The sequence below is a fragment of the Ketobacter alkanivorans genome, assembly GCF_002863865.1.
Lineage (GTDB): Bacteria > Pseudomonadota > Gammaproteobacteria > Pseudomonadales > Ketobacteraceae > Ketobacter > Ketobacter alkanivorans.
Genome location: NZ_CP022684.1, coordinates 948,744 through 973,696, shown reverse-complemented (window position 1 = coordinate 973,696; position 24,953 = coordinate 948,744). Strand labels below are relative to the sequence as shown.

Sequence of the window (24,953 nt, the reverse complement as noted above, 5' to 3'; positions counted from 1 at the left end):
CATTCACATTACCCTCTCTTTTTTAAAAAAGTTGCGTCAGGAATTTGACTGAATAGCATTCAGAACCTTTACTGAAGGTTAACTATAAGAATTGCGTCAACTTTTACGGATTAAGTATTGTAGCCATGTGGCGAGAAATAAAAGTATTACTCATTGATAGTCAGTCACCCCGTCGGCACGATTTAAAGGTTATTTTGGATTTCGTCGGTGAAGAAACCGTTGAGGCCGACGAATCCAATTGGGGGCAGGTTCTGGAGCAGCATGGCCAGGGCAGCTTTACCTGCGCCATCGTTGGTGCTGTTAAGGGGCTTTCCGATCTGTCTCAGGCGCTGATTGATTGGGATCCGGCATTGCCTTTGATATTGGTAGATGAGGCCCATACCGAACAGATCGAATGCGAGGATACTCAAAAGGCGGTTATTGCCCGAGTCGAGACACCACCCAACTACACCAAAATGATGGATACCTTGCATCGTGCACAAGTGTACAAGGAGCACCTGTCTGCCGATCCGGTGCGAGCGCAAAGGCGCGAAGCTCAGTTGTTTCGAAGCCTTGTGGGAACCAGCCGATCAGTGGTGAATGTCCGCGAGCTCATGGCTCAAGTTGCTGATAAAGATGTGAATGTCTTGATCACAGGTGAGTCCGGAACCGGTAAGGAAGTGGTTGCCCGCAACCTTCATTACAATTCTCATCGGCGTCACCAACCATTTGTCCCTGTTAACTGCGGAGCAATCCCTCAAGAGCTGCTGGAGAGTGAGCTGTTCGGGCATGAGAAAGGCGCGTTTACCGGAGCGATAACCAGTCGGGCGGGGCGCTTTGAGCTGGCTCAGGGTGGTACCATTTTCTTGGACGAAATAGGCGACATGCCCCTGCACATGCAGGTTAAGTTGCTGCGGGTTTTGCAGGAACGTACGTTTGAGCGGGTAGGTGGATCTAAAACCTATACAGCTGACGTCAGAGTGATTGCTGCAACCCATCAAAACCTGGAAGAGCACATCAAAGAAGGAAAGTTTCGCGAAGATCTGTATTACCGCATCAACGTGTTTCCCATTGAAATGCCTCCTTTGCGAGAGCGCACCGAAGATATCCCCCTGCTGTTGAACGAATTGGTAGCAAGAATCGAGAATGAGAAAAGAGGCTCGATCCGCTTCAACTCAGCCTCGATCATGGCGTTATGTCGTCATGAGTGGCCAGGAAACGTTAGGGAGCTGGCTAATCTTGTTGAGCGCTTGGTAATTACACACCCTTATGGCGTAGTGGGCGTTTCGGACTTGCCTAAGCGGTTCCGTCACGTTGACGATACCGATGAAGACAGAGAGCTACCAGAAGAAACGGCCGAAACCATTATGGGCATGCCTGGATATGTAAGCATGGATACACCCGCATTGCTGCCGGTAAATGGTATTGATTTAAAGGAATATTTATCCAATCTTGAATGCAATCTGATTAAGCAAGCGTTGGATGACTGTAATGGCGTGGTGGCACGCGCAGCGGAAAAGCTAAAGATCCGGCGAACTACTCTCGTTGAGAAAATGCGAAAGTACGATTTAAATCGTATTTAGCGTCTGCAGCTGAATAGGCATAGCTCTTGCAGAAAATGGCATATCTAGCAAAAAACGGATAAAAGCGTCAACTATCAGACGCTCATGCTCAGGGTGAATACATGGCTGCAGTTCCATCTAAAAGCAATCAGCTGAATATACAGATATCGCAAGCGAAGAAACTGCATCGTGACGGGAAGCTTGAGGCCGCGAAGCAATCATACGAAAAACTCCTACGAAAGCACCCAGGTAATGTGACGCTTCTTGCTCTTATTGGTGGCGTATGTTTACAGACTAAGCATTACAAAGAAGCGCTGGATTACCTGAAACATGCTTGTGCTAAAAATAAGAAGGATGCGGATTTACCCTACAACTTAGCGTTAGCCTATTACCATTTGCGCGATTATGAAAATGCAGTGAAATGGTACAACCAGGCCACTGACATGAACCCTGATCATGATCGAGCGTTCTATATGAAGGGTAAGGCTTATCTGGAGTGGGATGGTGATAAGTATAAAGAGCAGGCGTTCGATGCCTATAGGCGTGATGCAGAATTAACGGAGCGGGTTGATTCATATGTAATGCTGGCAGAGATCATGTTCGGGCTAAAACGATATGAGGATGCGCGAGGGTTGTCGAAGCGGGCGCTGGAATTGGATCCGACTAACGAAATTGCGCTCTGGACCATGGCTAAGACCATGATCAAGGAAAACTATAAAAAGGCTTATATGGATGTTCGGCACGCTGAGCCAATCATAAAAGCAGGTAGCATGATCCTTAAACTATATAAAAATAGTTGGCGTGGCCACCATATTATGGCAGAAGGCTTGGCGATGATTGGGGAGGACGATCTCGCATTAGAGCACTATGACAGGCTAAATCAACTTCAACCGGGGTTTGCCGGTTCGCGTACCTCAGCAGCGGTTCTAAAGCTGCGCCAAGGGAACCTTAAAGAAGGTTGGGAAGAGATTAGCCATCGAAAAACCCATGGTGCTGAACTGTATGGCATTAATATTGTTGATATTGAGAAGTGTCCGGCTCCACCTTGGCAAGGAGAGCTGGAGAGTGGCAAGAAGATACTCGTAGCCTCCGAGCAGGGTATTGGCGACCAAATGCTGCACGCTCAGATGCTGCGAGAATTGATCGAAGCGGGCATGGAGATACACATGACGTGCACGCCAAAAATCGTTGAAATGATGGCTCGCTCCATTCCCCAGGCCACGTTTTACCCGGCTAATGAAGGTATCCCCCAACATGTCCGTGATCAAATGGACTATAAGGCTGAACTATTGGATTTGGGGAAATATTTACGCGGAGCGCTTAACCAGTTTAAGGAGCCGTTCTATTTCCTGACGCCTGAGCCAGCATTGCTGAATCATTTTGTTGAAAAATATAAGCAATTTGGTGACAAGCTCAAGATCGGCATCTCTTGGAAAAGTTCAAGTAAATCGGTAGGTGATCTTAAGTCTACCAAGCTTACTCAATGGAAAGACATATTATCCATACCCGGCGCGCAGTTCATCAACATCCAATATGGAGAGATCCAGGCTGATCTGGATGAACTGAAAGCAGAGACAGGTATCGAGCTATTTGTAGATGACTTTGATCCCTTTGTCGATGTCGAAAAGGCAGTAGCGCAAATTGCAGCCTTGGATATGATTGTATCTGTATCAAATGCATCGGTGCATTTTTCTGGGCAGCTTAATGTGCCTACCTGGGTGCTACTAAATCAGAGGACTCTGTGGCATTGGTTTGATAGTGGCGAAGATACAGTCTGGTATGACTCATTACGACTATACAGGCAGGAGCAGCTTGAGAGTTGGGATCCTGTATTTGAACGGGTAGCGGGTGAGTTGAATCAACTGGTATCTGGTTTTAACGAGCAACTTTCCGGAGAGAGTGATGATTAGGGTGTTTATCGGATACGATCCTAAAGAAACGGTCGCGTATAATGTACTGTCTTATAGCATTGAAGTTAATTCAACCCAGCCGGTTGCAGTGACACCGGTCATGCTTAATCACTTATCCGCGATTCATACCAGGCCGAGAAACAATCTTTCCTCTACTGAGTTCTCGTTCACCCGGTTTTTGGTTCCATTTTTGTGTAACTACGAGGGCTGGGCCCTGTTTATGGACTGCGACATGCTTGTACGCGGTGATATGAGCAAACTGTGGGAACTAAGAGATGATCGATATGCGGTGCAGGTCGTGAAGCATGATCATCGACCCAGCAATGATATTAAGTTTCTTAACCAGCCTCAGACCAAGTATGAAAAGAAAAACTGGTCCAGTGTAATGTTGATGAATTGCGCCAAATGTAAGGCGCTTACGCCAGAGTATGTTAACGATGCGAGCGGATTGCAGTTGCATCAATTTAAATGGCTGGAAAACGATGATCTTATTGGTGAGATACCACATGAATGGAATCATCTGGTTGGCTATGATAAGTACAATAAAGATGCACTGAATGTTCACTTTACAGAGGGCGGGCCATACTTTCGGGAATATGCTGGGTGTGAGTACGCCGATGACTGGCTTGAGATGAAAGATCGAATGTTGTTTGTAGAAGACGCAGTGGATGAACTTGTGGTGAAGCGTAGAAAATGAAATCGAGTCTAACATTTATCCCCTCAGCGACTGGCATATCGTCGGTCATCAAGGACGAGTGCTTGGTGTTTACCCATATTCCCAAGGCAGCAGGTACAACCCTGGATCGTCTCTTGAAGGGGGTAGGGCTTATTAAAAACTTACCTTGGAATCGGGCGTTCGGTACGGTTTATTATCAGTTTTTGGGAAAAGGCAAGGGTGAGTCATTAGATGATTTTCTGTCATGGCCTGATTCCGTTAAGAGCGATGTTAGAATTATGACAGGCCACGTACCCTTTGGCGCTCATGAGAAAATGCCTCGGGATGTAAAGTACGTGACGCTGCTGCGTGATCCTGTATCCAGAATGCTATCTCATTTCAAGATGGGTGTGGGGCGTGGTGGTTGGCAGGCCAATGAACCGCTATCAGAGGTGTTACGCAAAGGCGGGCTTGTTTCTGACGTTCAGGTTCGTATGCTTGCCGGGATAACTTCACCGCACGATAAGGTTGATGATGCAGTATTGGAGCGAGCATTACAGAACCTGGAGGAGCGCTATTTTCTAGTTGGGTTCTCCGATACATTTAATGTTTTTACGTCGGCGTTGCTCGGCTATCTAGATGCGCCTAATGCGTTCTTAGGGGAAGAACAAACATCACGTGTTAAGCTATCAAAAGCTCAAGAAAATTTGATAAAGGAAGAAGCAGAAAATTTCAATCGATATGACGCCATTTTTTACGAGAAGGCAAGGTCAATTGCGGAAAGAAAATTTTCTGAATTCATGGTTGAACCATTACAGAATCCTGACCCTGAGAATGGTAAACATACAATTGTCGCCAGCTCACAGATCAAGTTCAACAATAGTGAATATTCAGTTATTCCTCCGGATCAGTTTCGGCCGGTGGTAAATAAGCTAGTAAAGAAAGGCGTAACGCTCAATGGTTTATAGCTTCAGATTATCGAAATCAAACTGAAACTGATTAACCCATTCGTCAATAAACTGCTCGTCTTTCTGGGTAAGGTACTCTGTATACCCGCCGACTTTTCCTTTGCGTGCTTTGTAACTTTCGGGATCGTCCACATCGCGAGCTTTGGTAATTGGGGTAGAAGACGCATCTTCCTTTTCTCTTTTCTTTTGATTTTCAAAACTATTGAAATCCAGGCTTTCCTGCAAAATAGTATCATCTACCTCCGTTTCACCCATGAATTCAAGAATTTTCTTCACAGTATCGTTGGGTGTGGCATGCAGATCTTCGTAAGTGATGTACAAATATCTCTCAGGGATGGACTTGCTTTTCATCCATACATCATAGAACGCTAGCAACTTACGAATACCAAACAGGTCTGTTTTAATGAACTCCGAGATGGGGCCTTCAAAGACCTCCATGCGTTTGGTAGCCTGAAAATAAGCAGACACCATCGTATCTTTAAGGTCTCGGCCTAAGATGATTACACTTTTGTTTCTGTAGATCTCTCGAGAATAGTAGAGCTCCAGGTAGGATAATTTATCCAGCATGGCGGCCCCATCGTGGGTGAATTTGGTAGATTTAAGGCGGCTTGCTGTTGAGGCGAGCTCGGTCTCCAGCATGATTTCTTCATCTAGCTTGTATTTTAGTACTAGATACTTTCCTAATATTGAGCGTAACCAAGTGCGGCCGCATTTAGGATAGGACACGATGCACACATCCACATTCTCAATTTCGTTGGCAGGTGTCCGCTTTGCGTGAGATATCGTAACAGGGCTACCTGAAGGTATAACCAATGTGGTTTTGCTCATCTTTATAGGTTCTCTTATTCTCTTTATTTATAACCAGTTTAGGTAGTCTTTAGTAATTTTTGCAACTCACGGCTTTGAATTTTTGAGCGCCACAGGAAATTAGCCGCTCATATTGTGCCAATTCTATGGCGTTGGGGTGGCCGAGGTGCGTAGATCGTAACCTAACTATAAGAAATATAACAAGAATACAGAATGGGCACGGGCTTTGCTTTTGATGTTCCAATAGCGTCAAAAATGGAGTTCCTAATGAGTGCTGTAGCTTTCGATACCAAGGTCAACAAAGGGGCTGATATATCCAATCACCCTCGCCATGATCTGCAACTCCGGTTGCAGACAGCGTTCAGCGCATTTTCAAATATATCCAGTCAGTTGACCAACTCTTATCAGGAGTTGGAGCAAAGGGTGGATGAACTGCAGTTGGAACTGGCTCAGACCGACATGGCCCGGGTTCGTGAGCATACCGCTCGAGAAGTGCTGGCAGAGCGTCTGGATGTGGTTATTAATGCAATGCCGGTCTCTGTGATTTTGTTGGACGGGCGTGGCGTGGTGGCAAAGTCCAATGCAATGGCAGATGAGTTGTTCGGCGATACTGTTACCGGTCAACGGTGGCTTGATATTATACGTACGCATTTTTCACCCCGTCCTGCTGATGGTCATGAAGTGACCCTTAATAATGGTAAGTTGGTAAGTATCGCCACTCAGTCTTTGAATGGTGAGCCAGGACAGATAATTGTTCTCAACGATCAAACCGAAACGCGTCAGCTGCAACATAAACTTAATCATCATCGCAAGTTGTCGGAGATGGGGAAGATGACTGCTTCCTTAGCGCACCAGGTTCGTACGCCGCTGTCTACAGCGATACTTTATGCGGATCACTTATCCTCTGAATCTTTATCTGAAGAACGCCGTCTTCGCTATGCGGCCAAGCTTAAGAGCCGTCTTATGCAGCTCGAACAACAAGTTCGTGACATGCTTATATTCTCAAGAGGGGGCGTGGTGCTCGATTCAGTTCTTACCATCGAGCACTTGACAGGCATTTTCAAAACCCGTGCGGAAGACTGCCAGAACACCCGTCGAGCTGTGATTGAATTTGGGCGTGATGTGCCCGCCGGGTGCGTGCGTTGTAACAGCGATCTTCTCGCCAGCGTGTTCGCCAATTTAATCGATAACGCCATTGAAGCCTGTACCGCTATGGGCACTACTCCCAAGGTTCGGATCGAGTCTATTCGGGCAAAGGCCAGTTTTATTGAGTTTTCTATCTTGGATAATGGGCCGGGTATTCCACCAGGTCATGAAGACAAGGTGCTTGAACCATTTTATACCACAAAGTCTACCGGAACCGGTCTTGGGTTAGCGGTGGTAAAGGCTGTAATTGAGTCACATGGCGGGCAGTTCTCGGTCGGCAATGGTGCGCACGGAGGGGCGGTAGCCTCTATTTTATTACCCTTGTTTCAAGATAAGCCAGCCGATTCTGTGGAGGCATAGGATGAACACATTAAATGTATTGGTAGTAGAGGACGATTCTGATCTGCGTGAAGCAATTATGGACACGCTTGATGTTTCCGGATTTTCAGTTGATGGCGTTGGTAATGGTGAGGCCGCCCTGGAATGGTTGCGTAAGGATCAATGTCAGTTGGTTATCTCCGATGTCAATATGCCGGGCATCAGCGGTTATCAGTTGATGCGTGAAATCGCGACAGATTGGCCTCAGCTTCCAGTTCTCATTATGACCGCCTATGGCAGCATTTCAAATGCGGTGGAAGCGATTCGCAATGGTGCGGTGGACTATCTAGAGAAGCCTTTTACGACGGAAAAATTAGTTTCAGTTGTGGAGCGCTATGTGCGAGTTGAGATCGATGATCAGGAACCTGTCGCTGAAGACATCGAAACCAAAAAAGTATTCCAGCTTGCCAATAAAGTGGCCCAAACCGATTCCAGCGTCATGATCATGGGTGAGAGTGGGACGGGTAAAGAGGTTCTGGCTCGATATATCCATAAACATTCACCTCGTTGCGGTAAACCTTTTGTTGCCATAAATTGCGCGGCCATTCCAGAAAACATGCTGGAGGCGACCTTGTTTGGCCATGAAAAGGGCGCTTTCACCGGAGCCTACCAGAGCAGTGCCGGTAAGTTTGAACAGGCTAATGGTGGCACATTGTTGCTGGACGAAATATCCGAGATGGATATCAACCTGCAGGCCAAGTTGCTACGTGTTCTTCAGGAAAAGGAAGTGGAGCGAATTGGCGGCAAGAAGGCGATTCAGTTAGATGTTCGGGTTCTGGCCACCACCAACCGCAATTTACGGGCCCAGGTCGAGGCAGGTAAGTTTCGCGAAGATTTATATTACAGATTATGTGTGTTTCCTCTTATGTGGAAACCCTTGCGAGAGCGTCGGGATGACATTATCCCTCTGGCAAGGCGCATGATAGCTATGAAGCAGGCTCAAGGGATGGTGCAGCTCGACGCGACTGCAGAGCTGGCACTGATTCAGCATGAGTGGCCAGGAAATATTCGTGAGCTGGATAATGTTATTCAGCGGGCTCTAATACTTTGTAGCAATGATGTGATTACGGCTGACGATATATTTATCCCAGATGCAGCAATGAATAATGCGTCTGAACTGGTAATGGACTCTGATGCAGATCTGGGTAGTGCCCTTGGTGAGGATCTTAAGAAGCGTGAGTTCGAGCTGATTATCGACACTTTGCGCAATGTCGGCGGTAGCAAAAAGCAAACGGCGGAAAAGTTGGGAATTAGTCCGCGTACATTACGCTACAAGCTGGCGCGCATGCGTGAATATGGCATAGATGTTGAAAGGGTGTATGCATAACGTTTGATTCGTCAAAATAACATCAGCTGAGGTATAGATTATGTCAGGGTCAGTGGAAATGAATTCTTTGTTGGCACAAATGCGCGAGATGCGCAGTATAGCTAACATGGAAGCCCCCAAAAGCCAGGGCATTGATATTCCGAATCAATCCGATCCCCAGTTTTCTTCCATGTTCAAAGATGCTCTGGATAAGGTCAGTGAGCTGCAATCAACATCAGGTGCATTGCAGCAAGCGTATATTCGTGGCGACAGTAATGTCGATATAACTCGGGTGATGGTCGCGTCCCAGAAATCCAGCATTGCTTTTCAGGCCGTAGTTCAGGTGCGTAATAAGCTGGTTGAATCCTATAAAGACATTATGAATATGCCGGTGTAATTCACCAGTAGTACGGAGCACAGATCATGGCGGGTGAAACTACAAAAGACAGCGGCGGGTTTGCGGTGCTAGAAGGGCTGGGAGGCCTCACAGTCATCAAGCAGATAGGCCTTATGGTTGGTCTGGCCCTCAGCATTTCATTAGGAATGTGGGTGGTGTTGATGTCCCAGGAGCCGGACTTTCGACCACTTTATACCGACATATCTCATCTTGAGGCAGGTCAGGTAGCCGATCTTCTGCAACGCGAAAATATACGCTATAAAGTTGATACATCCTCAGGCATGATCCTGGTTGAATCCGAAAAAATTCATCAGGCAAGAATGAAGTTGGCGGCCGAGGGATTCCCTTCGGGCAACACAATGGGTTACGAGCTGCTGGATAAGGAGCAGGGGTTTGGAACCAGTCAGTTTATGGAAAAGACTCGATATTACCGCAGCATTGAGGGTGAACTGGCGCGCACTATTTCCAGTATGAATCGGGTGCGCGGGGCGCGCGTGCATCTTGCCATTCCCAAGCGTTCTGTGTTTGTGAACGACAATCGTAAACCCAGTGCATCTGTATTTGTGGAGCTGTATCCCAATCAGTCTATGGAGCGTATGCAAGTAGCCTCGATCGTACATTTGGTTGCGTCGAGCATCCCTGAATTGGAGGATAAGCACGTTACTGTTGTTGATCAGCGAGGTCAGCTGCTTTCGGAAACGGATGCGGATGAAGACATCGCCATGGCGGCCAAGCAGCTAGATTATGCGAAAATACTGGAGCAGAAGTACATCGATCGTATCACTAACATGCTTGATCCATTGGTGGGGCGTGAAGGCTTCAAAGTTCAGGTAAGTGCTGATCTGGATTTCAGCCAGACCGAGCAAACTTCAGAATACTTTAGTCCCGACCTGCCGGCAGTCCGCAGCGAGCAGACATTGAGTGAGGTGGTGGGTGCAGGTGGTGAAACCGCAGGGGTGCCTGGTGCACTGTCCAATCAACCGCCGGGTGCCGTAACGGTGCCTGAGCAGGCAGGTGGGGCAGCAGGGGAGGCGGCTGGTGCGACCTCAGGTAATGTTCGCAAGCAGGCTACCCGTAATTTTGAACTGGATCGTACCATCAGTCACACAAAGCATCAGGTTGGCGTCGTCAAGCGATTGACAGTGGCCGTGGTGTTGGATGACATATTGGCACCTCCGGCTGAGGGAGCAGCGTCCAAAGAGCCGCAGCGAGTATCGCTGACCGATGCGGAATTAGAGCGAATTCGCATATTGGTGAGAGATGCTATAGGTTTTAACGCAGCTCGCGGTGACAGCGTTACTGTGGTTAATCAGCCTTTCAGAAAATACGCTCCTGAGATTATTGAAGATATTCCACCGCCACCTATTTGGGAGCAGCCCTGGTTCTGGGATCTGGCCAAGCGTGGCTCAGGGTTCTTGTTAGTTATCTTCCTGATTTTTGGAGTATTACGTCCTATACTTAAGAAGCTGGCAGACTCTGGAAGAGACGACACAATGGCCGCGCTTGAATCCCAGTTAGGTGAAGGCCTTCTGGCCGGTGCTGGTGGGGTCGGTGGCGAAGCTCCGGATGTTACCCTTACGGGTACTTCCAATCCTCTGCTGCCAGGGCCGGACGCATCCTACGATCAGCATTTGGATGCGGTTAAATCCATGGTGGCTGATGATCCTAGACGGGTGGCCCAGGTAGTAAAGACCTGGATATCGAATGACTGATCAGAATACTAAACCAAAAGCTACAGTAGAATCGCTGCCTGCCATTGAGAAGGCAGCGATTCTGTTGATGTCGTTGGGTGAAGAAAACGCAGCGGAAGTGTTGCGGCACATGGGGCCGAAGGAGGTCCAGAAGATTGGCCTATCCATGGCTAAGCTGCAGAATGTGCAAAAGGATCAGGTAGAAGCCGTGATGGCGGATTTCATGTCCGTCATCTCCAATCAGACAGCGTTAGGTGTTGGAGCGGATGGCTATATTCGCAAAATGCTGGTGAACGCTTTAGGTGAGGACAAAGCGGGTACTCTGGTTGACCGCATTCTAACCGGTGGCAATACCACAGGGCTGGACACTCTGCGTTGGATGGATGCTCGGTCTGTTGCCGACATGATTCGGTTTGAGCACCCGCAAATTCAAGCTATTGTTATCGCCTATTTGGACCCGGATCAGGCCGGTGAGGCACTAAAGTATTTCGATGAGCGTGTGCGGCTTGACATCGTTATGCGGATTGCATCCTTGGAATCCGTGCAGCCTCATGCCATGAAAGAACTTAACGATATTCTTGAGAAGCAGTTCGCCAAACAGACCGGTTCAGCAACAACTGATCTTGGCGGCAGCAAGTGTGCTGCAGACATCATGAACTTTCTGGATACCAATACTGAATCGCAGTTGATGGAAGCAATTAAAGAGGTAGATGAAGACCTGGCGCAGGAAATTCAGGATCTAATGTTTGTATTTGATAACCTGGCAGACGTGGATGACAGGGGTATCCAGGCATTGCTCAGAGAAGTCTCTTCGGAGTCTTTAATCTTTGCGCTGAAAGGTGCAGATGAGGTGGTGAAAGAGAAAATCTTTGGCAACATGTCCAAGCGAGCGGCGGAATTGTTGCGTGACGACCTAGAGGCCAAAGGGCCTGTGAAACTCAGTGAAGTAGAGGCAGCACAGAAAGAAATTCTAGCCATTGCCCGTCGTATGGCCGAAGCAGGCGAAATCGCACTGGGTGGTAAAGGTGGCGAGGAGATGATTTGATGTGGCTGCTGGTGAGAGGCGGTCATGTCTGACAAAAAAAAGACAGATATTCTTTCGTCGGACACCGCAAGTGCCGATGAGCTTAGCGCATGGGCGCGTTGGCAGCTTCCCAATATGGAAGCCGATCAGCCGATTAAAACCAATGCGTATAATATCCCCGGTAAGAAGCACCCCCCCCCACATAGCGTTGTCGAACCTGAAGAGCCGGAAGTAAAGCCCCTTACAGCTGAGGATCTGGAATCTATCCGGCAGGCTGCCTATGAGGATGGCTTAGAGCAGGGGCGAGAGGTTGGGCGCGCCGAGGGTTATGATGCGGGCTATCTCAGTGGTGCAGGCGATGTTAAGGCAAGCGTTACCCGCTTATCGCAGATCGCCAGAACTCTTTTGGAGCCAATTCCGCAACAGGATCTTGAATTGGAGCAAGCTCTGCTTCAAATGGTCGAGAAGATCTGCGTGCGGGTTGTTCATCGTGAGTTGAGTATCGAATCTTCGGCAATCTTGAAAGTGGTACAGGAAGCAATAGATTGCCTTAACCCCGGATCACAGCGTTTACGGATACATCTAAATAAGCAGGATCTGGATCTGGTTTCGCAGCATTTAAAGGAAATAGGTGAATGGGAGGATAGTTGGCGCATCATTGCCCATCCCACCATTACACCAGGAGGCTGCATCATTGAAACCGATACCAGTATGATTGATGCCAGAGGAGAGCGCCGCCTGGCATCTGTCATACAGCAGGTCTATGAGCGTCAGCAGCAGGCGTTGCAAGCCCGTGGCCAGCAGCATGGTCACGTTGATCAACTGCTGGAAGAAATTGGCACGTTCACCGGGGATGCAGAGCAAGATATAGAGCCTGTTGATACGCCCGAATCCGATATTGATGACCCGACGGTACGTGAAGATGGATCTGAATCAGCGTCTTAGTATTGCCAATAGAATCAGAGGTTATCTACCTTATACTCAGGCTAAACCTGAATATTTGGTGGAAGGGCGACTGTTGCGGATGGTGGGGTTAACCCTTGAAGCGGTCGGCTGTAAAGCACCAGTTGGCAGTCATTGTACCATTCGCGGACAACATCATGTGGACGTCGAAACCGAGGTTGTCGGTTTTTCAGATCAGAAAATGTACCTTATGCCAATCGAGCCCGCTGCGGGGTTACAGCCTGGCGCACGGGTGATACCCAACCATCAAGTGTCGCGCGTTCCAGTTGGCCCTGGGTTGTTGGGGCGAGTGCTGGATGGGCGAGGCAAACCACTGGACAACAAAGGTCCGATCAAAGCGGATGCTTATGTGGATCTTCATCGTGAACCTATCAACCCGTTGGAGCGTAAACCTATTGATGAGCCGCTGGATGTAGGCGTACGTGCCATCAACAGTTTGCTAACGGTTGGTCGTGGTCAACGTATGGGTTTGTTTGCCGGTAGCGGTGTTGGTAAAAGCGTGCTGTTAGGAATGATGACAAGGTTCACTACCGCGGATATTACCGTCGTTGGTCTGATCGGGGAGCGGGGCAGAGAAGTTAAGGAATTTATCGAGCACAGCTTGGGTGAAGAGGGTTTAAAGCGCTCAGTGGTGGTTGCTTCGCCAGCTGATGATTCTCCCCTTATGCGTATGCATGGGGCGATGCTTGCCACTGCCATCGCCGAGCATTTTCGTGATGAGGGGAAGAATGTGTTGCTTTTGATGGACTCTTTGACGCGTTATGCGCAGGCGCAACGTGAAATCGCGTTGGCCGTAGGAGAGCCACCTGCCACCAAAGGTTATCCACCCTCAGTGTTTGCAAAATTGCCGCAGTTAGTGGAGCGTGCAGGTAACGGTAAGGAGGGTGGTGGATCCATAACCGCATTTTATACCGTGTTGACAGAAGGTGATGACGTGCAGGATCCCGTGGCGGATTCGGCTCGGGCGATCCTGGATGGTCACGTGGTGTTGTCGCGCCGTTTGGCGGAGGAGGGGCAATACCCCGCAATCGATATTGAAGCATCCATCAGTCGAGCAATGCCTCAAGTGGTAGAGGAAATTCACCTCCAGAAGGCTCAGGTGTTGAAGCGATTATATGCACGATATCAGCAAAGTAGAGATCTGATCAGTGTTGGGGCTTATGTCAAAGGCAGTGACCCGGAAACCGACCTTGCTATCAGTAAGATCGGGCCGATCCGATCCTATCTTGGGCAGGGCATGACTGAGCAGGTAAACTTCAAGCAGTCGTTGAAACAGCTTGATCAGCTTTTTAATAAAGGCTGAGAGTAGATGAAAAAATCAAAGCGTTTACTTCCTGTGCGTCAATTGAAGCATCAAGCCGAGCGCGAGGAGGCGAGAAAACTGGCGGATTTGCAGCGCGAATTGCAGGCGGCTCGTCACCAGCTGGGCGAGCTTGAAGGTTATCTAAAAGAGTACTTTGAAACTATACAGGGTCAGCAAAACAAAGTGACCCAAGCATCACAACTTGGGCTGTATCAAGCGTTCATCTCCCGTTTACAACATGCAATCAATCGTCAAGGGGAGCTTATTCAGCAGCGTCAGATTGCTGTTCAAGCGCAAACCCAGAAGTGGATAAAGGCCAGTGCGAGCCTTAAAACCATGGATCAGCTAATTGACAGCGCCCGTAGACACGAGGAATTGGAGGAATCCAAACGAGAACAGAAAATCCTGGATGACCGCCCTTTTAGAGGGGGTAATGGGTTTTAATTCTATTAAAAACAAAGAATTAAGATTTTCCTCGAAGTTGTATGTTCATTCATTTTCTCTTGAAATTGTATAAAACCCGCAAAAGCCATTCCCAATATTCATAAGAACCGACCAGCCGGCAGTTTTTTAGCCGAAGCTCTAGCGTAACTCCATAAGGAGTCTATTCTTTTTCTAAGGAAGCCATAAATTTACAAGGCCGAGTTCCGTGTTTGGCAATGAATGGATGACCACGCATATGGCAGAGTCGATTACCTACCAGCTAGAAAAATTTTCCGACATCAGCAAAGCTGAAAGTTTGCATGAGAAGTTGGAGTCTTACCTTAATGATGGTGTAAATGTCTCCATTGATGCATCTCAAGTTGAGCGCATTGACACCAGCGCTATGCAGATCTTGCTTTCCCTGTTTGCAACTATGGAAAAGCAGCATATGCAGTACTCAATCAGCAATCCCTCTGAACCTTTTGTAAAGGCGGCCTCATTGCTGGGTGTGTCAGAATTTTTAAAATTACAGCATTAAACGAGTATTAAACGGAGATCTGAAATGACTAAGATACTAGCTGTCGATGATAGCGCTTCCATGCGTCAAATGGTCAGCTTTACTTTGCAGGGGGCGGGCTATGAGGTGGTTGAAGCCTGCGATGGGCAGGATGCATTCAACAAGGCCAAGCAGGGTGGTGTCGATTTGGTTCTGTCTGATGTGAATATGCCGGTTATGGACGGAATAGCCCTTATAAAAAACCTAAGGACACTTCCCAATTACAAATTTACGCCCATCCTGATGTTAACCACTGAGTCTGCGGCTGATAAAAAAAGTGAGGGCAAGGCGGCGGGGGCGACAGGGTGGATTGTGAAGCCGTTTAATCCAGATCAGCTGTTGAACACCATCAAAAAAGTACTGGGATAGCACTATGAGTATCGATCTGAGTCAGTTCCACCAGGTATTCTTTGAGGAAAGTTTCGAAGGCTTGCAGGTGATGGAGTCAAGCCTGCTGGATCTTGATTGCGAGAACGTTGATTCAGAGACGATTAATAGTATTTTTCGTGCGGCTCATTCCATCAAAGGCAGTAGCAGCACGTTTGGGTTTACGGAGGTTGCAGAGTTTACTCACGTTCTTGAGACGCTACTTGATCAAGTGCGTGAGGGTTCGCGCCAGTTGCTTCCTGACCATGTTGATCTGTTGCTGCAGTCAGTAGATTGTTTGCACAGTATGTTGACTGCGCTGCAGGCAAAAGAGGCGGTGGATACAGAGCAGTCGAAGGTTTTGATTCAGGCGTTCAATGATATTCTTGAAGGGCGTGAACCGACGTCCTCAACTGATGCTTCTGCTGCGGGTGCCGCCGACGTTGCTACGTCACAAATGGCACCCACACTAGAGGCAGAGTCGGCTGAGGAAGTAACCTGGAATATAAAGTTCGTGCCAGATGGGAATCTATTGAGAACTGGCAATGAACCGCTGCGAATGTTTAGGGAACTGGCAGAACTGGGTGAGCTGGATGTTAAGGCAAACCTATCCAAATTGCCCGATATTCCAGTCTTGAACCCGGAAGAATGTCATCTAAGCTGGGAGATGTATTTAACTACAGTAAAACCCAAGTCGGATATTGAAGAAATATTCGAATGGGTTGTAGATGAGTCTGATATTACCATCTTAGCAACAGCGGGGTTGTTTGGTGAACTACCTAGTCAATCATCAGTTGTTGACCTTGATGCAGGAGCCCTGCCCGGCGGCGTTCCGGCAGAGCAGGCTGTTGAGCAACCTGAATCAGAAAAATTGCCCAAGAAGGACATAAAAGCGCCAACCCAAAAGGCTGCTGCGCAAAAGGATTCAGGGAAAAGCTCAGAGTCTACGTCGATCCGTGTGTCGATCGAAAAGATCGACAGTCTGGTAAACCTCGTTGGGGAGCTGGTCATAACTCAGTCCATGCTGGGGCAGCTGGGCAATGAATTTGATATGGATAAGCTTCAGAAGCTTCAGGAGGGGCTTGCTCAGCTAGAGCATAATACTCGTGAGCTTCAGGAAAGTGTTATGCGTATACGCATGCTTCCCATTAGCTTCACGTTCAGTCGCTTTCCTCGCATGGTGCGCGATCTTTCCAAGCAGTTGGGTAAGAAAATCGATCTCAAATTATTAGGCGAAAGCACCGAACTTGACAAAACAGTCATGGAAAAAATTGGCGATCCACTGGTTCATTTGGTGCGTAATGCGCTTGATCATGGTCTTGAGTTGCCGGAAGAACGTCGTGCGGCTGGTAAATCGGAGACAGGCACGATTACTCTCAACGCATTTCATCAGGGCGGCAACATCATAATTGAGATAATTGATGATGGTAAGGGCCTTAATAGTGAGAGAATTCTTGCAAAAGCCAGAGCGAATGGGGTGATTGGTGAGAGCGAAATTCTTACTGATGAACAAATCCAGGAGCTGATATTTCAGCCAGGATTTTCTACTGCGGAAAAGGTGACGGATGTATCCGGTCGCGGAGTAGGAATGGATGTGGTGCGACGTAATATACTTGAGTTAAATGGCAGTATCGAAGTGCGATCGGTAGCGGGAAAGGGAAGCACTTTTACTATACGTTTGCCGCTGACTTTGGCAATTTTGGATGGCCAGCTTATCAATATTGGCAACCAAACTTACATCATTCCATTGGTTTCTATTGTGGAGTCATTGCAGCCAAATATGGAGCTGGTTAATCACGTTGCCGGTGGTTGTGATGTGTTTCGTCTGCGTGATGAGTACATACCTATCATCAAATTATGCGAAGTTTTTGGTGTTGATCCCATTAGCGATAATCTGTCTGAAAGCTTACTGGTGGTGGTTGAAGTTGGAAATTCGAAAGTTGCGCTGGTTGTTGACGATTTGCTTGGCCAGCAACAGGTGGTGATTAAGAGCATGGAATCCAACTATAAAAAAGTGGATGGGATTTCCGGTGCTACCATTCTTGGTGATGGAACAGTATCACTGATACTAGATATTACCGATCTTATTCATATGGCTGGTGTAAGACAGCAGTCTAAGAATGGCTTGAAATTGGTTTCAAGCAAAATTCGGGCAGCGTAAGCAGTAACGGCTCTACAGGAGGCTGAATTATGGGCGCGGCAGAAGAACGTATTTATGACAGTAACGATGTTGAGATAACGTCAAAGGATAATGATCAGACCGACCAATATCTCACATTTATTATGGCCAGTGAGGAATACGGTGTAGATATATTGAGTGTCCAGGAGATTCGAGGTTGGGAGAGTGTTACCCCTATTCCCAATTCGCCTCCTCATGTTAAGGGCGTAATCAATCTGCGCGGAACCATTGTGCCAATAGTCGATCTTAGGCAACGGTTTGGGCTTAAGAACGTCGAATATGGGCCTCTAACAGTCGTTATTGTTTTGAAGGTTGCTACCGCAAAGGGTTCCAGAATTATGGGTATTGTTGTTGATGCGGTAAGCGATGTTTACAGCTTATCAGCAGAGGAAATGAAGTCTGCTCCTGACCTAGGCGATCACGTTAATACGCTCTACATTAAAGGCCTGGTAAATGTTAATAACAAAATGGTTATTCTTCTGGATATAAACGAGTTGCTTGGTTCGGACTCCATACCGGAAGTATCCATCAGTGCTATTAAAGAGCTAAAAGACGCACGTTGAACAGCCACTAGCCGTGTTGCTACGTATACCACTTCATTGGATGAAGAGCTGCATGCATGCAAACGATGAATGCAATTAAAGAAACTGGAAAATCTGCGAAGTCATTTGCCCTGCGCGAATTTCCTATGACGGACCAGGATTTTGAGACGATAAAGATTCTGGCAAAACAACGTACGGGAATTGAGCTGGGCGAACATAAAAAGGAGATGATTTATAGTCGAATTGTTCGCCGTATTCGCGCTTTGGGTATGAGCGACTTTCGACGTTATTTGCAGTATCTTGATGAGAGCCCTGAAGCGGAACTGACCAATTTCATTAATTCTATCACTACGAACCTAACTTCATTTTTTCGTGAATCCCATCATTTTGATTTTTTAGAATCGACGGTGATTCCTGAGCTGATAAAAAAGAAAAAGGGCTCCAACCGAATCAGAATATGGTCGGCAGGCTGCTCTACGGGTGAGGAACCTTACTCCATTGCGATGACGTTGCACAAAGGTCTGAACAAAGATCGCTGGAATGCCAAGATACTGGCAACGGATTTGGATACCAATGTGTTGGCCCATGGTCGGGCTGGCGTGTACTCTGCGGAACGAATCGGTAATATGAATCCAGATCTGGTTAAGAAATACTTTACCGGCATTGGAGATCGAAATGCATCTGGAGAAACGATGGAGGCGAAAGACTCTATAAAGCAGTTGATTACATTTAATAGTCTGAATCTGCTCGGTGATTGGCCTATGAAGGGAAAGTTCGACGTAATATTTTGTAGAAATGTCGTAATTTACTTCAGCAAGGATACTCAGCGTGAGTTGTTCGATCGCTATGCCAATATTCTCGAGCCGAATGGATATTTGTTCATCGGCCACTCTGAAAGTCTTCATGGAGTAACCAAAAGATTTGAGTCGGTGGGCAGAACCATATACAGGAAGGTGGCGTGATGAGCCACAGCATCAGGACTCAATTCCAGCCAACACATCTTCAACCTCCTGCACCTAAAGGATTTGCTCATATAAATCGCTACTGGGATAAGCAGCAGGGTGTTTATGCGGCGAAGATCCTGCCTGGAGAGTTCTATATTAGTACTGGCGGTGAAATGATCGTTACTGTGTTGGGGTCCTGTATCTCTGCATGTGTCCGTGATAAATATAAAGGCGTTGGCGGCATGAATCATTTTATGTTACCGGTTCAGCGCGAGAACATGGAGATGGGAGCGCTTTCTGCGCTCAGCGAGTCCGCCCGATACGGTAACTGGGCCATGGAGTACCTGATTAATGAAGTCCTTAAGAATGGTGGAGAGAAACGAAATCTTGAGGTTAAGGTGTTTGGTGGTGGCAAAGTATTGGAAAGCATGAATAAGATTGATATCGGCAAGAAAAATATCGACTTCGTACATCAGTTTATCGAAAATGAGTCGCTGCAATTGATAGCTGAGGATGTCGGTGGTTTGTATCCTAGAAAGGTGCTTTATTTTCCTGATACCGGATCAGTTAAGGTGCGAAAACTTAAAACAATCCGCAATGATGTTGTGTTTGAGCGTGAACGAACTTATGAGCGCGTTATTAACACCAAGCCTGCACAGGGCGATATCGAATTATTCGACTGAGATTGTTGATGAATGAATCAAAAAAAATAAAAGTTCTGATCGTTGATGATTCAGCAGTGATTCGTCAGATTCTGAGCCAAATAATATCTAATCACGATGATATGGAGGTTGTGGGAACTGCGGCCGATCCATACATTGCTCGTGATAAAATAAAGCAATTATCTCCGGATGTTATGACATTGGATGTGGAGATGCCAAGGATGGATGGCATCACGTTCCTCAAGAATCTGATGAGGCTGCGGCCTATGCCCGTCATCATGATATCCACGCTTACTGAGGCTGGAGCTGGCATAACTTTAGAGGCACTCCAAATTGGGGCCTTCGATTACTTGCCAAAGCCTAAGGAGAACTTAGGCAAGGGTTTGTTTGAATACGAGCAACAGATCGTAGAAAAGATTCGGGCTGCAGCGGTGGCAAATGTCCAGCGCCTCGAGTTAAATTCTCTTCGTTCCAAATCCGATGCCGAGCAAGAGCGGCCTAAAATTGCCTCTTACGCTCCTAAATCCGATTACATCATTGCCATTGGTGCCTCAACCGGGGGCACCGAGGCAATCAAAGAGGTGCTGTTGGGTCTGCCTGCAAACTGTCCGCCTGTCGTGATCACTCAGCATATTCCTCCTCAGTTCAGCGCATCTTATGCCATGCGGATGGATAACACCTGTGCTATGAATGTACATGAAGCCACATCCAATCAAAAGCTTCTGCCGGGCAATGCCTATATTGCTCCCGGTGACCAGCATTTGATCCTTAGACGGTCTGGTGGGGGGCTGGTTACGCAGCTGTTGGATACGGAGAAGGTAAACCGGCATCGCCCATCCGTTGAGGTGATGTTTGACTCGATTACAGAGCTGGGGTTGAAAAAGACCGTAGCTGTTCTGTTGACCGGAATGGGGGCTGATGGAGCCCAAGCGCTGCTAAGAATGAAAGAGATGGGAAGCCATACCATTATCCAGGATGAAGCTACCTCTGTCGTTTGGGGAATGCCTGGCGCAGCGTATCAATTGGGCGCTCATAAGGAAGTGAAGCCACTGGAGTCTATCGCAGGTCGTCTCTTGCAACTCACTAACAAGAATTGATAGATATTTGAAACAGAATCATTGGCAAACCAGACTGATCCTCAAGCGCATAGTTTATATGCTGGCTTGGCTTTCCAGCATAACGCTGCTGCTTCTACTGAGGGTAGAAAGCGTACCTATCTATGTGGCACTGCTGGCCGTTGCCAGCTGCTTTCTTTGGTATGGCTCCTACAAGTTGAGCGGCGATTCCCATCAAGTTTCAGAGGGCAGTTCGTTGCCTGAATCTTCCGGTACCCAAACCGAGGCACCGCACCTACACTACTTTGCGCGCTTGCTTGCCAGTTTGAATAAAAACTGGCTACTCTGTGACTCAGATTTGGATCAGGCTCGAGGTAACTTAAGGAATGTTCATCATGCCCTGGTTGATGCCATTGATGCTGCCAAAAGTACGGGAATGTTAGCGGTAAATTCCATGATTGCGGCAACCAATACGGGTGAGGTGGGGCGAGGTTTTGTGACGGTGTCCAAGGATCTGGTATCAATCAGTGACCAGTCTGGACAGGATCTTGCCAAAATGAAAGATGTGATTGCGGTTACCGAAGTGAGGCTGTCTCAAGCCAGGCGACTGCTGGACGTACCGTTGTTGGATTATGTGGGTGAGCCTGCCTCCAGCCCGATAGCGGAGCTTGCAGAGACGGTAGCCTGTATCCAGAGCGGACAAGAACAGCTGCGGATCATAGCAGAGCGTTATCAGAGAAACAGTAAATCAGATGTGCGCTGGCTTCAGCTTGGTGATGCCGTTCGAAGATTGCTCAATGATGTGATTAATGTACTTTATCAGTTTGAGTTGCGTCTCATCGATGTTATTTCGGACATGCGTTTATTGGCGTTATCTGGCACACTAACTGGGGATCAACTGATTGAAATTAAAGATCAAATTGATTCTGGGCCCCAAAGAGAGGCGACGGAATGAAAATTTATGTCTTTATTTTCGTTTGCATAGTAAAAATGGTCTATGCTCTTAATTAATGGAAGGTTTTTATAGCCCTCTGTTGGGTTTTTAACTTTTAATATGACTTGCTTCTTGAGGTGTAGATAATGGCTATATGGTCTACTGAAGCATCCTCTGGTGAACTGACTATCAAGATCCAAGGTCGTTTCGATTTCAGTGCTCACCAGGAGTTTCGAGACGCCTACGAAAAGGTATCAGATGATCCTAAAGGCTACATAGTGGACATGAAAGAGACCACTTATCTCGATAGCTCGGCGCTGGGAATGCTCCTTCTGTTGAGAGATCATGCCGGGGGTGATAACTCCAGTATTGAAATCGTGAACTGCAATCCGGATGTGAAGAAAATTCTCACCATATCCAATTTTGAGCAGTTGTTTACCATTCGTTAGTTCGGATGTAGTACATCCGCGCTATGCTGGGTGTTGTGTGAACTTATGGATAACCAAGCTCAAGAGTTGGAGAACAGCGTGGTGGAGAATGAACATCTGCGAATACTGATCGCTGATGATAATGACTCCGACCGGCTCATTCTTCAGACGATTGTCCGTAAGGAAGGTCATACGGTATATACTGCGAAGGACGGGCAGGAAGCCATCGATATCTTCAAGGAGCAATCCCCTGATATTGTGTTGCTTGATGCCCTGATGCCTAATGTGGACGGGTTTGAGGCAGCTAGAACGATCAAACAGCTGGCTGGCGATAACCTTGTCCCCATCATCTTTCTTACTTCACTCAGAGACGCGACCTCGCTGGCGGATTGCCTTGCCGCAGGCGGGCTTGATTTCTTAAGTAAGCCTTACAATCGTATTATTCTGCAAGCCAAGATCAAAGCGTTTGCAAGCATGCGGCGTTTACATGAAACAGTGCAGCAGCAGCGCGATGAGATCTCGTTGCATAATGATCGACTGATTCATGAACAGGAAGTCGCCAAGCAAGTGTTCGACAATATAGCCCATCCGGGTTGTATTGATGCCCCTAACATAAAGTATCTGCTCTCCCCGATGGCTGTCTTTAATGGTGATCTGGTGCTGGCTTCACGTAAGCCATCCGGTGGTATGTTTGTGTTTCTGGGCGATTTTACCGGTCATGGTCTGCCCGCAGCCATTGGGGCGATGCCGGTGTCAGAGATTTTCTACGGGATGGCTCTGAAAGGGTTTTCGCTGCAAGACATACTGCGTGAAATCAACAAGAAGCTAAAACGTATACTGCCTGTGGGTGTGTTCTGCTGTGCCAGTATGATTGACCTCAGCTTTCGTAAACATTCGGCCGAAGTTTGGGTGGGTGGCATCCCTGATGTACTGGTTTATCGTAGAGGCAGTCGAGAGGTCGAGAACATCAAGTCTACGCACCTGCCGCTGGGTGTGGTGGACACAGATCGATTCAATACAGATTCAACCATTATCCAGTTGGATAAAGGTGATCGTATCATGCTCTGGTCTGATGGCATTATTGAAGCCGGTAACGCCGAAGGCGAGATGTTTGGTGAGGATCGGGTGATGGAGGTCATTCTCGGTACCGACGATCCTGCCAATATCTTTGAAAATATCGAGCGGGCGGTAGAGAAGCACACCGGGCGAGATGAGCAGGATGATGATTACACCATGGTGGAAGTGACTATGGTGAGCGAAGAGGATATGGGTGATTATTTCGGGGAGGGTGGTAAGTCATACATGGCTGGCGGGCCCAAAGACTGGAGTATGACCTACGAATTGCGCCCGATGACACTGAAGGAATTTAATCCGCTTCCCTTGATTACTCATTTGTTAATGGAAGTACCTGGGTTGCGCCCCCACAGCGGTAAGATTTATACCATTCTGTCCGAGTTGTATTCCAATGCGTTGGAGCATGGCATGCTGAACCTGCATTCAGACTTAAAAGCCTCAGCGGATGGATTTGCTCGCTACTACGCTGAGCGGACTCAAAAACTGGATAGCCTGGATGAGGGCTGTATCCGCTTTCATATCGATCATAAACCGGTGAAAGATGGTGGTGTACTGACCATCGTAGTGGAGGATACCGGCCCTGGCTTCGACTATCAGGCGAAAGAAGATGCCAACCATAAAACAGAAGGCTATAGTGGCCGCGGTATCCCTTTGATCAATACCATGTGCCGCTCTGTGCGTTATCTTGGTAAGGGTAATCAGGTAGAGGTGGTGTTTGATTGGCATGTGGATGTATAAGAACAGGATAAAGCGATTATGAGTAACCCTGAAGAACATCTGGATATCGGCGCTTTACAGGATCTAAAAGAGATTATGGAGAGTGAATTCGAAACGCTGGTGAATACCTTTGTTGCGGATTCCTTGAGCAAGGTTGAACAGCTAGCCGACATCATCGCACAACAAGACTGCGATGAATTGCGCAAAGTCGCTCACAGTTTGAAAGGGTCATCCTCAAACGTATGCGCGTTTCGTCTTTCCGAATTTGCCCGCCAGCTTGAGATGATGGGTAAAGATGGAAAGATGGCTGGCGCGGAAGAGGTACTTGCCAGCCTGAGTGAGGAGTTCTCTACCGTAACCTTGCTACTCAATAACAGCCTGTAGATTGTTCGGGTGAGCAAGGCTTGCTGCGCCGTTCAAAAAAAGACTCTATAGTTGTCGTCTTCCCCTTCGTAACTGGCTTCCATATGCCTGGTGTGCATCAGCTGTTTAAGCGCGGTTTCCTCAGTATCATTGTAGGCATCCAGCATAAGCAATGTGTCGCCTTCTTCCAATGCACTTTCAAACCGTGAAATATGATGGTTTTTACTGGATATTCCGATGAAACCACCTGCCCAGGCACCTAGCAACATGAACAATAAACACACCAATACAAAGATCGAGAAGGTAAGGTGTGGGCCTAGTTCGGACGTCAACAAATACGCTGCGAACAGGATGCCCGCGCCGAGGCCGATAATGGCACCCCAAGTGCCACGATGGGGAATGTCACGCTCTTCGAAGATGTCTGCTTTATGTACATGGGCGGTTTGCAGCCCAGCTTGATCATTGCTCAGGAAGTGTAGCTGGCCTTCATCGATACCTGCATCCTTTAGATCATTGCTAATTGCGCGAGCAAACTGGGTTCCCTTAAATAGGTAATAAAGTCGTTTCATGATCAGGTCTCCCACTATTCCATTTATGACAGGGCCCTATCTACTATCCACC

General features: G+C 47.6%; 25 protein-coding genes. 23 read left to right on the top strand and 2 right to left on the bottom strand.

The window, feature by feature from the left end:
* Positions 1 to 125 precede the first annotated feature (125 nt).
* The 4 genes from Kalk_RS04025 to Kalk_RS04010 all read left to right on the top strand — a co-directional run bounded on the left by Kalk_RS04025 (position 126) and on the right by Kalk_RS04010 (position 5,074).
* A complete protein-coding gene (locus tag Kalk_RS04025; RefSeq protein WP_101892976.1) occupies positions 126 to 1,562 on the top strand; it encodes a sigma-54 dependent transcriptional regulator in 1,437 nt (478 codons plus the stop codon).
* Between the two features lie 101 nt (positions 1,563 to 1,663).
* Positions 1,664 to 3,451 (top strand): tetratricopeptide repeat protein, encoded by a 1,788-nt coding sequence (locus Kalk_RS04020; protein ID WP_101892975.1) that lies wholly within the window; start codon positions 1,664 to 1,666, stop codon positions 3,449 to 3,451.
* Complete coding sequence (locus Kalk_RS04015) at positions 3,444 to 4,148, top strand: glycosyltransferase (protein WP_101892974.1); 705 nt, start codon at positions 3,444 to 3,446, stop codon at positions 4,146 to 4,148. The genes Kalk_RS04020 and Kalk_RS04015 overlap by 8 nt, the downstream gene beginning before the upstream one ends.
* On the top strand, positions 4,145 to 5,074 hold the full coding sequence (locus tag Kalk_RS04010) for a sulfotransferase family 2 domain-containing protein (RefSeq protein ID WP_101892973.1): 930 nt from the start codon (positions 4,145 to 4,147) through the stop codon (positions 5,072 to 5,074). Before Kalk_RS04015 ends, Kalk_RS04010 begins: the two co-directional genes overlap by 4 nt.
* Here the strand turns inward: Kalk_RS04010 and Kalk_RS04005 are convergent.
* On the bottom strand, positions 5,069 to 5,902 hold the full coding sequence (locus tag Kalk_RS04005) for a sulfotransferase domain-containing protein (RefSeq protein WP_101892972.1): 834 nt from the start codon (positions 5,900 to 5,902) through the stop codon (positions 5,069 to 5,071). The genes Kalk_RS04010 and Kalk_RS04005 overlap by 6 nt on opposite strands.
* Before the next feature lie 246 nt (positions 5,903 to 6,148).
* Here Kalk_RS04005 and Kalk_RS04000 point away from each other — a divergent pair, with 246 nt between their 5' ends.
* The 19 genes from Kalk_RS04000 (at position 6,149) to Kalk_RS03910 (ending at position 24,353) form a co-directional block, all read left to right on the top strand.
* Positions 6,149 to 7,387, top strand: coding sequence for a sensor histidine kinase (locus Kalk_RS04000; protein ID WP_158643295.1), 1,239 nt, complete (start codon positions 6,149 to 6,151; stop codon positions 7,385 to 7,387).
* Between the two features lies 1 nt (position 7,388).
* The gene (locus Kalk_RS03995) at positions 7,389 to 8,732 is read left to right on the top strand and encodes a sigma-54-dependent transcriptional regulator (RefSeq protein WP_101892970.1); all 1,344 of its coding nucleotides are present in this window, start codon (positions 7,389 to 7,391) and stop codon (positions 8,730 to 8,732) included.
* Positions 8,733 to 8,772: 40 nt separating this feature from the next.
* Positions 8,773 to 9,108 (top strand): flagellar hook-basal body complex protein FliE, encoded by a 336-nt coding sequence (gene fliE / locus Kalk_RS03990; protein WP_101892969.1) that lies wholly within the window; start codon positions 8,773 to 8,775, stop codon positions 9,106 to 9,108.
* A gap of 26 nt (positions 9,109 to 9,134) precedes the next feature.
* Complete coding sequence (gene fliF / locus Kalk_RS03985; RefSeq protein ID WP_101892968.1) at positions 9,135 to 10,820, top strand: flagellar basal-body MS-ring/collar protein FliF; 1,686 nt, start codon at positions 9,135 to 9,137, stop codon at positions 10,818 to 10,820.
* Positions 10,813 to 11,844 (top strand): flagellar motor switch protein FliG, encoded by a 1,032-nt coding sequence (gene fliG / locus Kalk_RS03980; RefSeq protein ID WP_101892967.1) that lies wholly within the window; start codon positions 10,813 to 10,815, stop codon positions 11,842 to 11,844. Before fliF ends, fliG begins: the two co-directional genes overlap by 8 nt.
* Positions 11,845 to 11,868: 24 nt before the next feature.
* On the top strand, positions 11,869 to 12,768 hold the full coding sequence (locus Kalk_RS03975; RefSeq protein WP_101892966.1) for a flagellar assembly protein FliH: 900 nt from the start codon (positions 11,869 to 11,871) through the stop codon (positions 12,766 to 12,768).
* Entirely contained in the window at positions 12,746 to 14,089 is a 1,344-nt protein-coding gene (gene fliI, locus Kalk_RS03970; protein ID WP_101892965.1) for a flagellar protein export ATPase FliI, read from the top strand. Before Kalk_RS03975 ends, fliI begins: the two co-directional genes overlap by 23 nt.
* Before the next feature lie 6 nt (positions 14,090 to 14,095).
* Positions 14,096 to 14,533: a flagellar export protein FliJ gene (gene fliJ / locus Kalk_RS03965; protein ID WP_101892964.1), complete on the top strand. Its 438-nt coding sequence runs from the start codon at positions 14,096 to 14,098 to the stop codon at positions 14,531 to 14,533.
* A 223-nt stretch (positions 14,534 to 14,756) separates the two neighbouring features.
* Entirely contained in the window at positions 14,757 to 15,050 is a 294-nt protein-coding gene (locus Kalk_RS03960) for an STAS domain-containing protein (protein ID WP_158643294.1), read from the top strand.
* A 24-nt stretch (positions 15,051 to 15,074) separates the two neighbouring features.
* Positions 15,075 to 15,437 (top strand): response regulator, encoded by a 363-nt coding sequence (locus Kalk_RS03955; protein ID WP_101892962.1) that lies wholly within the window; start codon positions 15,075 to 15,077, stop codon positions 15,435 to 15,437.
* 4 nt (positions 15,438 to 15,441) lie between these two features.
* On the top strand, positions 15,442 to 17,595 hold the full coding sequence (locus Kalk_RS03950; RefSeq protein ID WP_101892961.1) for a chemotaxis protein CheA: 2,154 nt from the start codon (positions 15,442 to 15,444) through the stop codon (positions 17,593 to 17,595).
* Between the two features lie 29 nt (positions 17,596 to 17,624).
* Positions 17,625 to 18,176 carry a chemotaxis protein CheW gene (locus Kalk_RS03945; RefSeq protein WP_101892960.1) on the top strand — a complete coding sequence of 184 codons (552 nt, stop codon included), beginning with the start codon at positions 17,625 to 17,627 and terminating at the stop codon, positions 18,174 to 18,176.
* 56 nt (positions 18,177 to 18,232) lie between these two features.
* Complete coding sequence (locus Kalk_RS03940; RefSeq protein WP_233716809.1) at positions 18,233 to 19,117, top strand: CheR family methyltransferase; 885 nt, start codon at positions 18,233 to 18,235, stop codon at positions 19,115 to 19,117.
* On the top strand, positions 19,117 to 19,782 hold the full coding sequence (gene cheD, locus Kalk_RS03935) for a chemoreceptor glutamine deamidase CheD (protein WP_101892959.1): 666 nt from the start codon (positions 19,117 to 19,119) through the stop codon (positions 19,780 to 19,782). The genes Kalk_RS03940 and cheD overlap by 1 nt, the downstream gene beginning before the upstream one ends.
* 8 nt (positions 19,783 to 19,790) lie before the next feature.
* Positions 19,791 to 20,858, top strand: coding sequence for a protein-glutamate methylesterase/protein-glutamine glutaminase (locus Kalk_RS03930; RefSeq protein WP_101892958.1), 1,068 nt, complete (start codon positions 19,791 to 19,793; stop codon positions 20,856 to 20,858).
* 7 nt (positions 20,859 to 20,865) lie between these two features.
* Positions 20,866 to 21,771, top strand: coding sequence for a hypothetical protein (locus Kalk_RS03925; RefSeq protein WP_101892957.1), 906 nt, complete (start codon positions 20,866 to 20,868; stop codon positions 21,769 to 21,771).
* A gap of 125 nt (positions 21,772 to 21,896) precedes the next feature.
* Positions 21,897 to 22,199: an STAS domain-containing protein gene (locus Kalk_RS03920; protein ID WP_101892956.1), complete on the top strand. Its 303-nt coding sequence runs from the start codon at positions 21,897 to 21,899 to the stop codon at positions 22,197 to 22,199.
* A gap of 45 nt (positions 22,200 to 22,244) precedes the next feature.
* Complete coding sequence (locus Kalk_RS03915) at positions 22,245 to 23,990, top strand: ATP-binding SpoIIE family protein phosphatase (RefSeq protein WP_199768006.1); 1,746 nt, start codon at positions 22,245 to 22,247, stop codon at positions 23,988 to 23,990.
* An 18-nt stretch (positions 23,991 to 24,008) separates the two neighbouring features.
* A complete protein-coding gene (locus Kalk_RS03910) occupies positions 24,009 to 24,353 on the top strand; it encodes an Hpt domain-containing protein (protein ID WP_101892955.1) in 345 nt (114 codons plus the stop codon).
* Between the two features lie 32 nt (positions 24,354 to 24,385).
* Here the strand turns inward: Kalk_RS03910 and Kalk_RS03905 are convergent, their stop codons facing one another.
* Positions 24,386 to 24,901, bottom strand: coding sequence for a hypothetical protein (locus Kalk_RS03905; RefSeq protein ID WP_101892954.1), 516 nt, complete (start codon positions 24,899 to 24,901; stop codon positions 24,386 to 24,388).
* Positions 24,902 to 24,953: the final 52 nt, after the last annotated feature.

Excerpts from the sequence above, each read along its gene's own strand:
- Kalk_RS04025 (WP_101892976.1), top strand. The coding sequence starts at position 126 with ATGTGGCGAGAAATAAAAGTATTACTCATTGATAGTCAGTCACCCCGT.
- Kalk_RS04020 (WP_101892975.1), top strand. The coding sequence starts at position 1,664 with ATGGCTGCAGTTCCATCTAAAAGCAATCAGCTGAATATACAGATATCG.
- Kalk_RS04015 (WP_101892974.1), top strand. The coding sequence starts at position 3,444 with ATGATTAGGGTGTTTATCGGATACGATCCTAAAGAAACGGTCGCGTAT.
- Kalk_RS04010 (WP_101892973.1), top strand. The coding sequence starts at position 4,145 with ATGAAATCGAGTCTAACATTTATCCCCTCAGCGACTGGCATATCGTCG.
- Kalk_RS04005 (WP_101892972.1), bottom strand. The coding sequence starts at position 5,902 with ATGAGCAAAACCACATTGGTTATACCTTCAGGTAGCCCTGTTACGATA.
- Kalk_RS04000 (WP_158643295.1), top strand. The coding sequence starts at position 6,149 with ATGAGTGCTGTAGCTTTCGATACCAAGGTCAACAAAGGGGCTGATATA.
- Kalk_RS03995 (WP_101892970.1), top strand. The coding sequence starts at position 7,389 with ATGAACACATTAAATGTATTGGTAGTAGAGGACGATTCTGATCTGCGT.
- fliE (WP_101892969.1), top strand. The coding sequence starts at position 8,773 with ATGTCAGGGTCAGTGGAAATGAATTCTTTGTTGGCACAAATGCGCGAG.
- fliF (WP_101892968.1), top strand. The coding sequence starts at position 9,135 with ATGGCGGGTGAAACTACAAAAGACAGCGGCGGGTTTGCGGTGCTAGAA.
- fliG (WP_101892967.1), top strand. The coding sequence starts at position 10,813 with ATGACTGATCAGAATACTAAACCAAAAGCTACAGTAGAATCGCTGCCT.
- Kalk_RS03975 (WP_101892966.1), top strand. The coding sequence starts at position 11,869 with ATGTCTGACAAAAAAAAGACAGATATTCTTTCGTCGGACACCGCAAGT.
- fliI (WP_101892965.1), top strand. The coding sequence starts at position 12,746 with ATGGATCTGAATCAGCGTCTTAGTATTGCCAATAGAATCAGAGGTTAT.
- fliJ (WP_101892964.1), top strand. The coding sequence starts at position 14,096 with ATGAAAAAATCAAAGCGTTTACTTCCTGTGCGTCAATTGAAGCATCAA.
- Kalk_RS03960 (WP_158643294.1), top strand. The coding sequence starts at position 14,757 with ATGACCACGCATATGGCAGAGTCGATTACCTACCAGCTAGAAAAATTT.
- Kalk_RS03955 (WP_101892962.1), top strand. The coding sequence starts at position 15,075 with ATGACTAAGATACTAGCTGTCGATGATAGCGCTTCCATGCGTCAAATG.
- Kalk_RS03950 (WP_101892961.1), top strand. The coding sequence starts at position 15,442 with ATGAGTATCGATCTGAGTCAGTTCCACCAGGTATTCTTTGAGGAAAGT.
- Kalk_RS03945 (WP_101892960.1), top strand. The coding sequence starts at position 17,625 with ATGGGCGCGGCAGAAGAACGTATTTATGACAGTAACGATGTTGAGATA.
- Kalk_RS03940 (WP_233716809.1), top strand. The coding sequence starts at position 18,233 with ATGCAAACGATGAATGCAATTAAAGAAACTGGAAAATCTGCGAAGTCA.
- cheD (WP_101892959.1), top strand. The coding sequence starts at position 19,117 with ATGAGCCACAGCATCAGGACTCAATTCCAGCCAACACATCTTCAACCT.
- Kalk_RS03930 (WP_101892958.1), top strand. The coding sequence starts at position 19,791 with ATGAATGAATCAAAAAAAATAAAAGTTCTGATCGTTGATGATTCAGCA.
- Kalk_RS03920 (WP_101892956.1), top strand. The coding sequence starts at position 21,897 with ATGGCTATATGGTCTACTGAAGCATCCTCTGGTGAACTGACTATCAAG.
- Kalk_RS03915 (WP_199768006.1), top strand. The coding sequence starts at position 22,245 with ATGGATAACCAAGCTCAAGAGTTGGAGAACAGCGTGGTGGAGAATGAA.
- Kalk_RS03910 (WP_101892955.1), top strand. The coding sequence starts at position 24,009 with ATGAGTAACCCTGAAGAACATCTGGATATCGGCGCTTTACAGGATCTA.
- Kalk_RS03905 (WP_101892954.1), bottom strand. The coding sequence starts at position 24,901 with ATGAAACGACTTTATTACCTATTTAAGGGAACCCAGTTTGCTCGCGCA.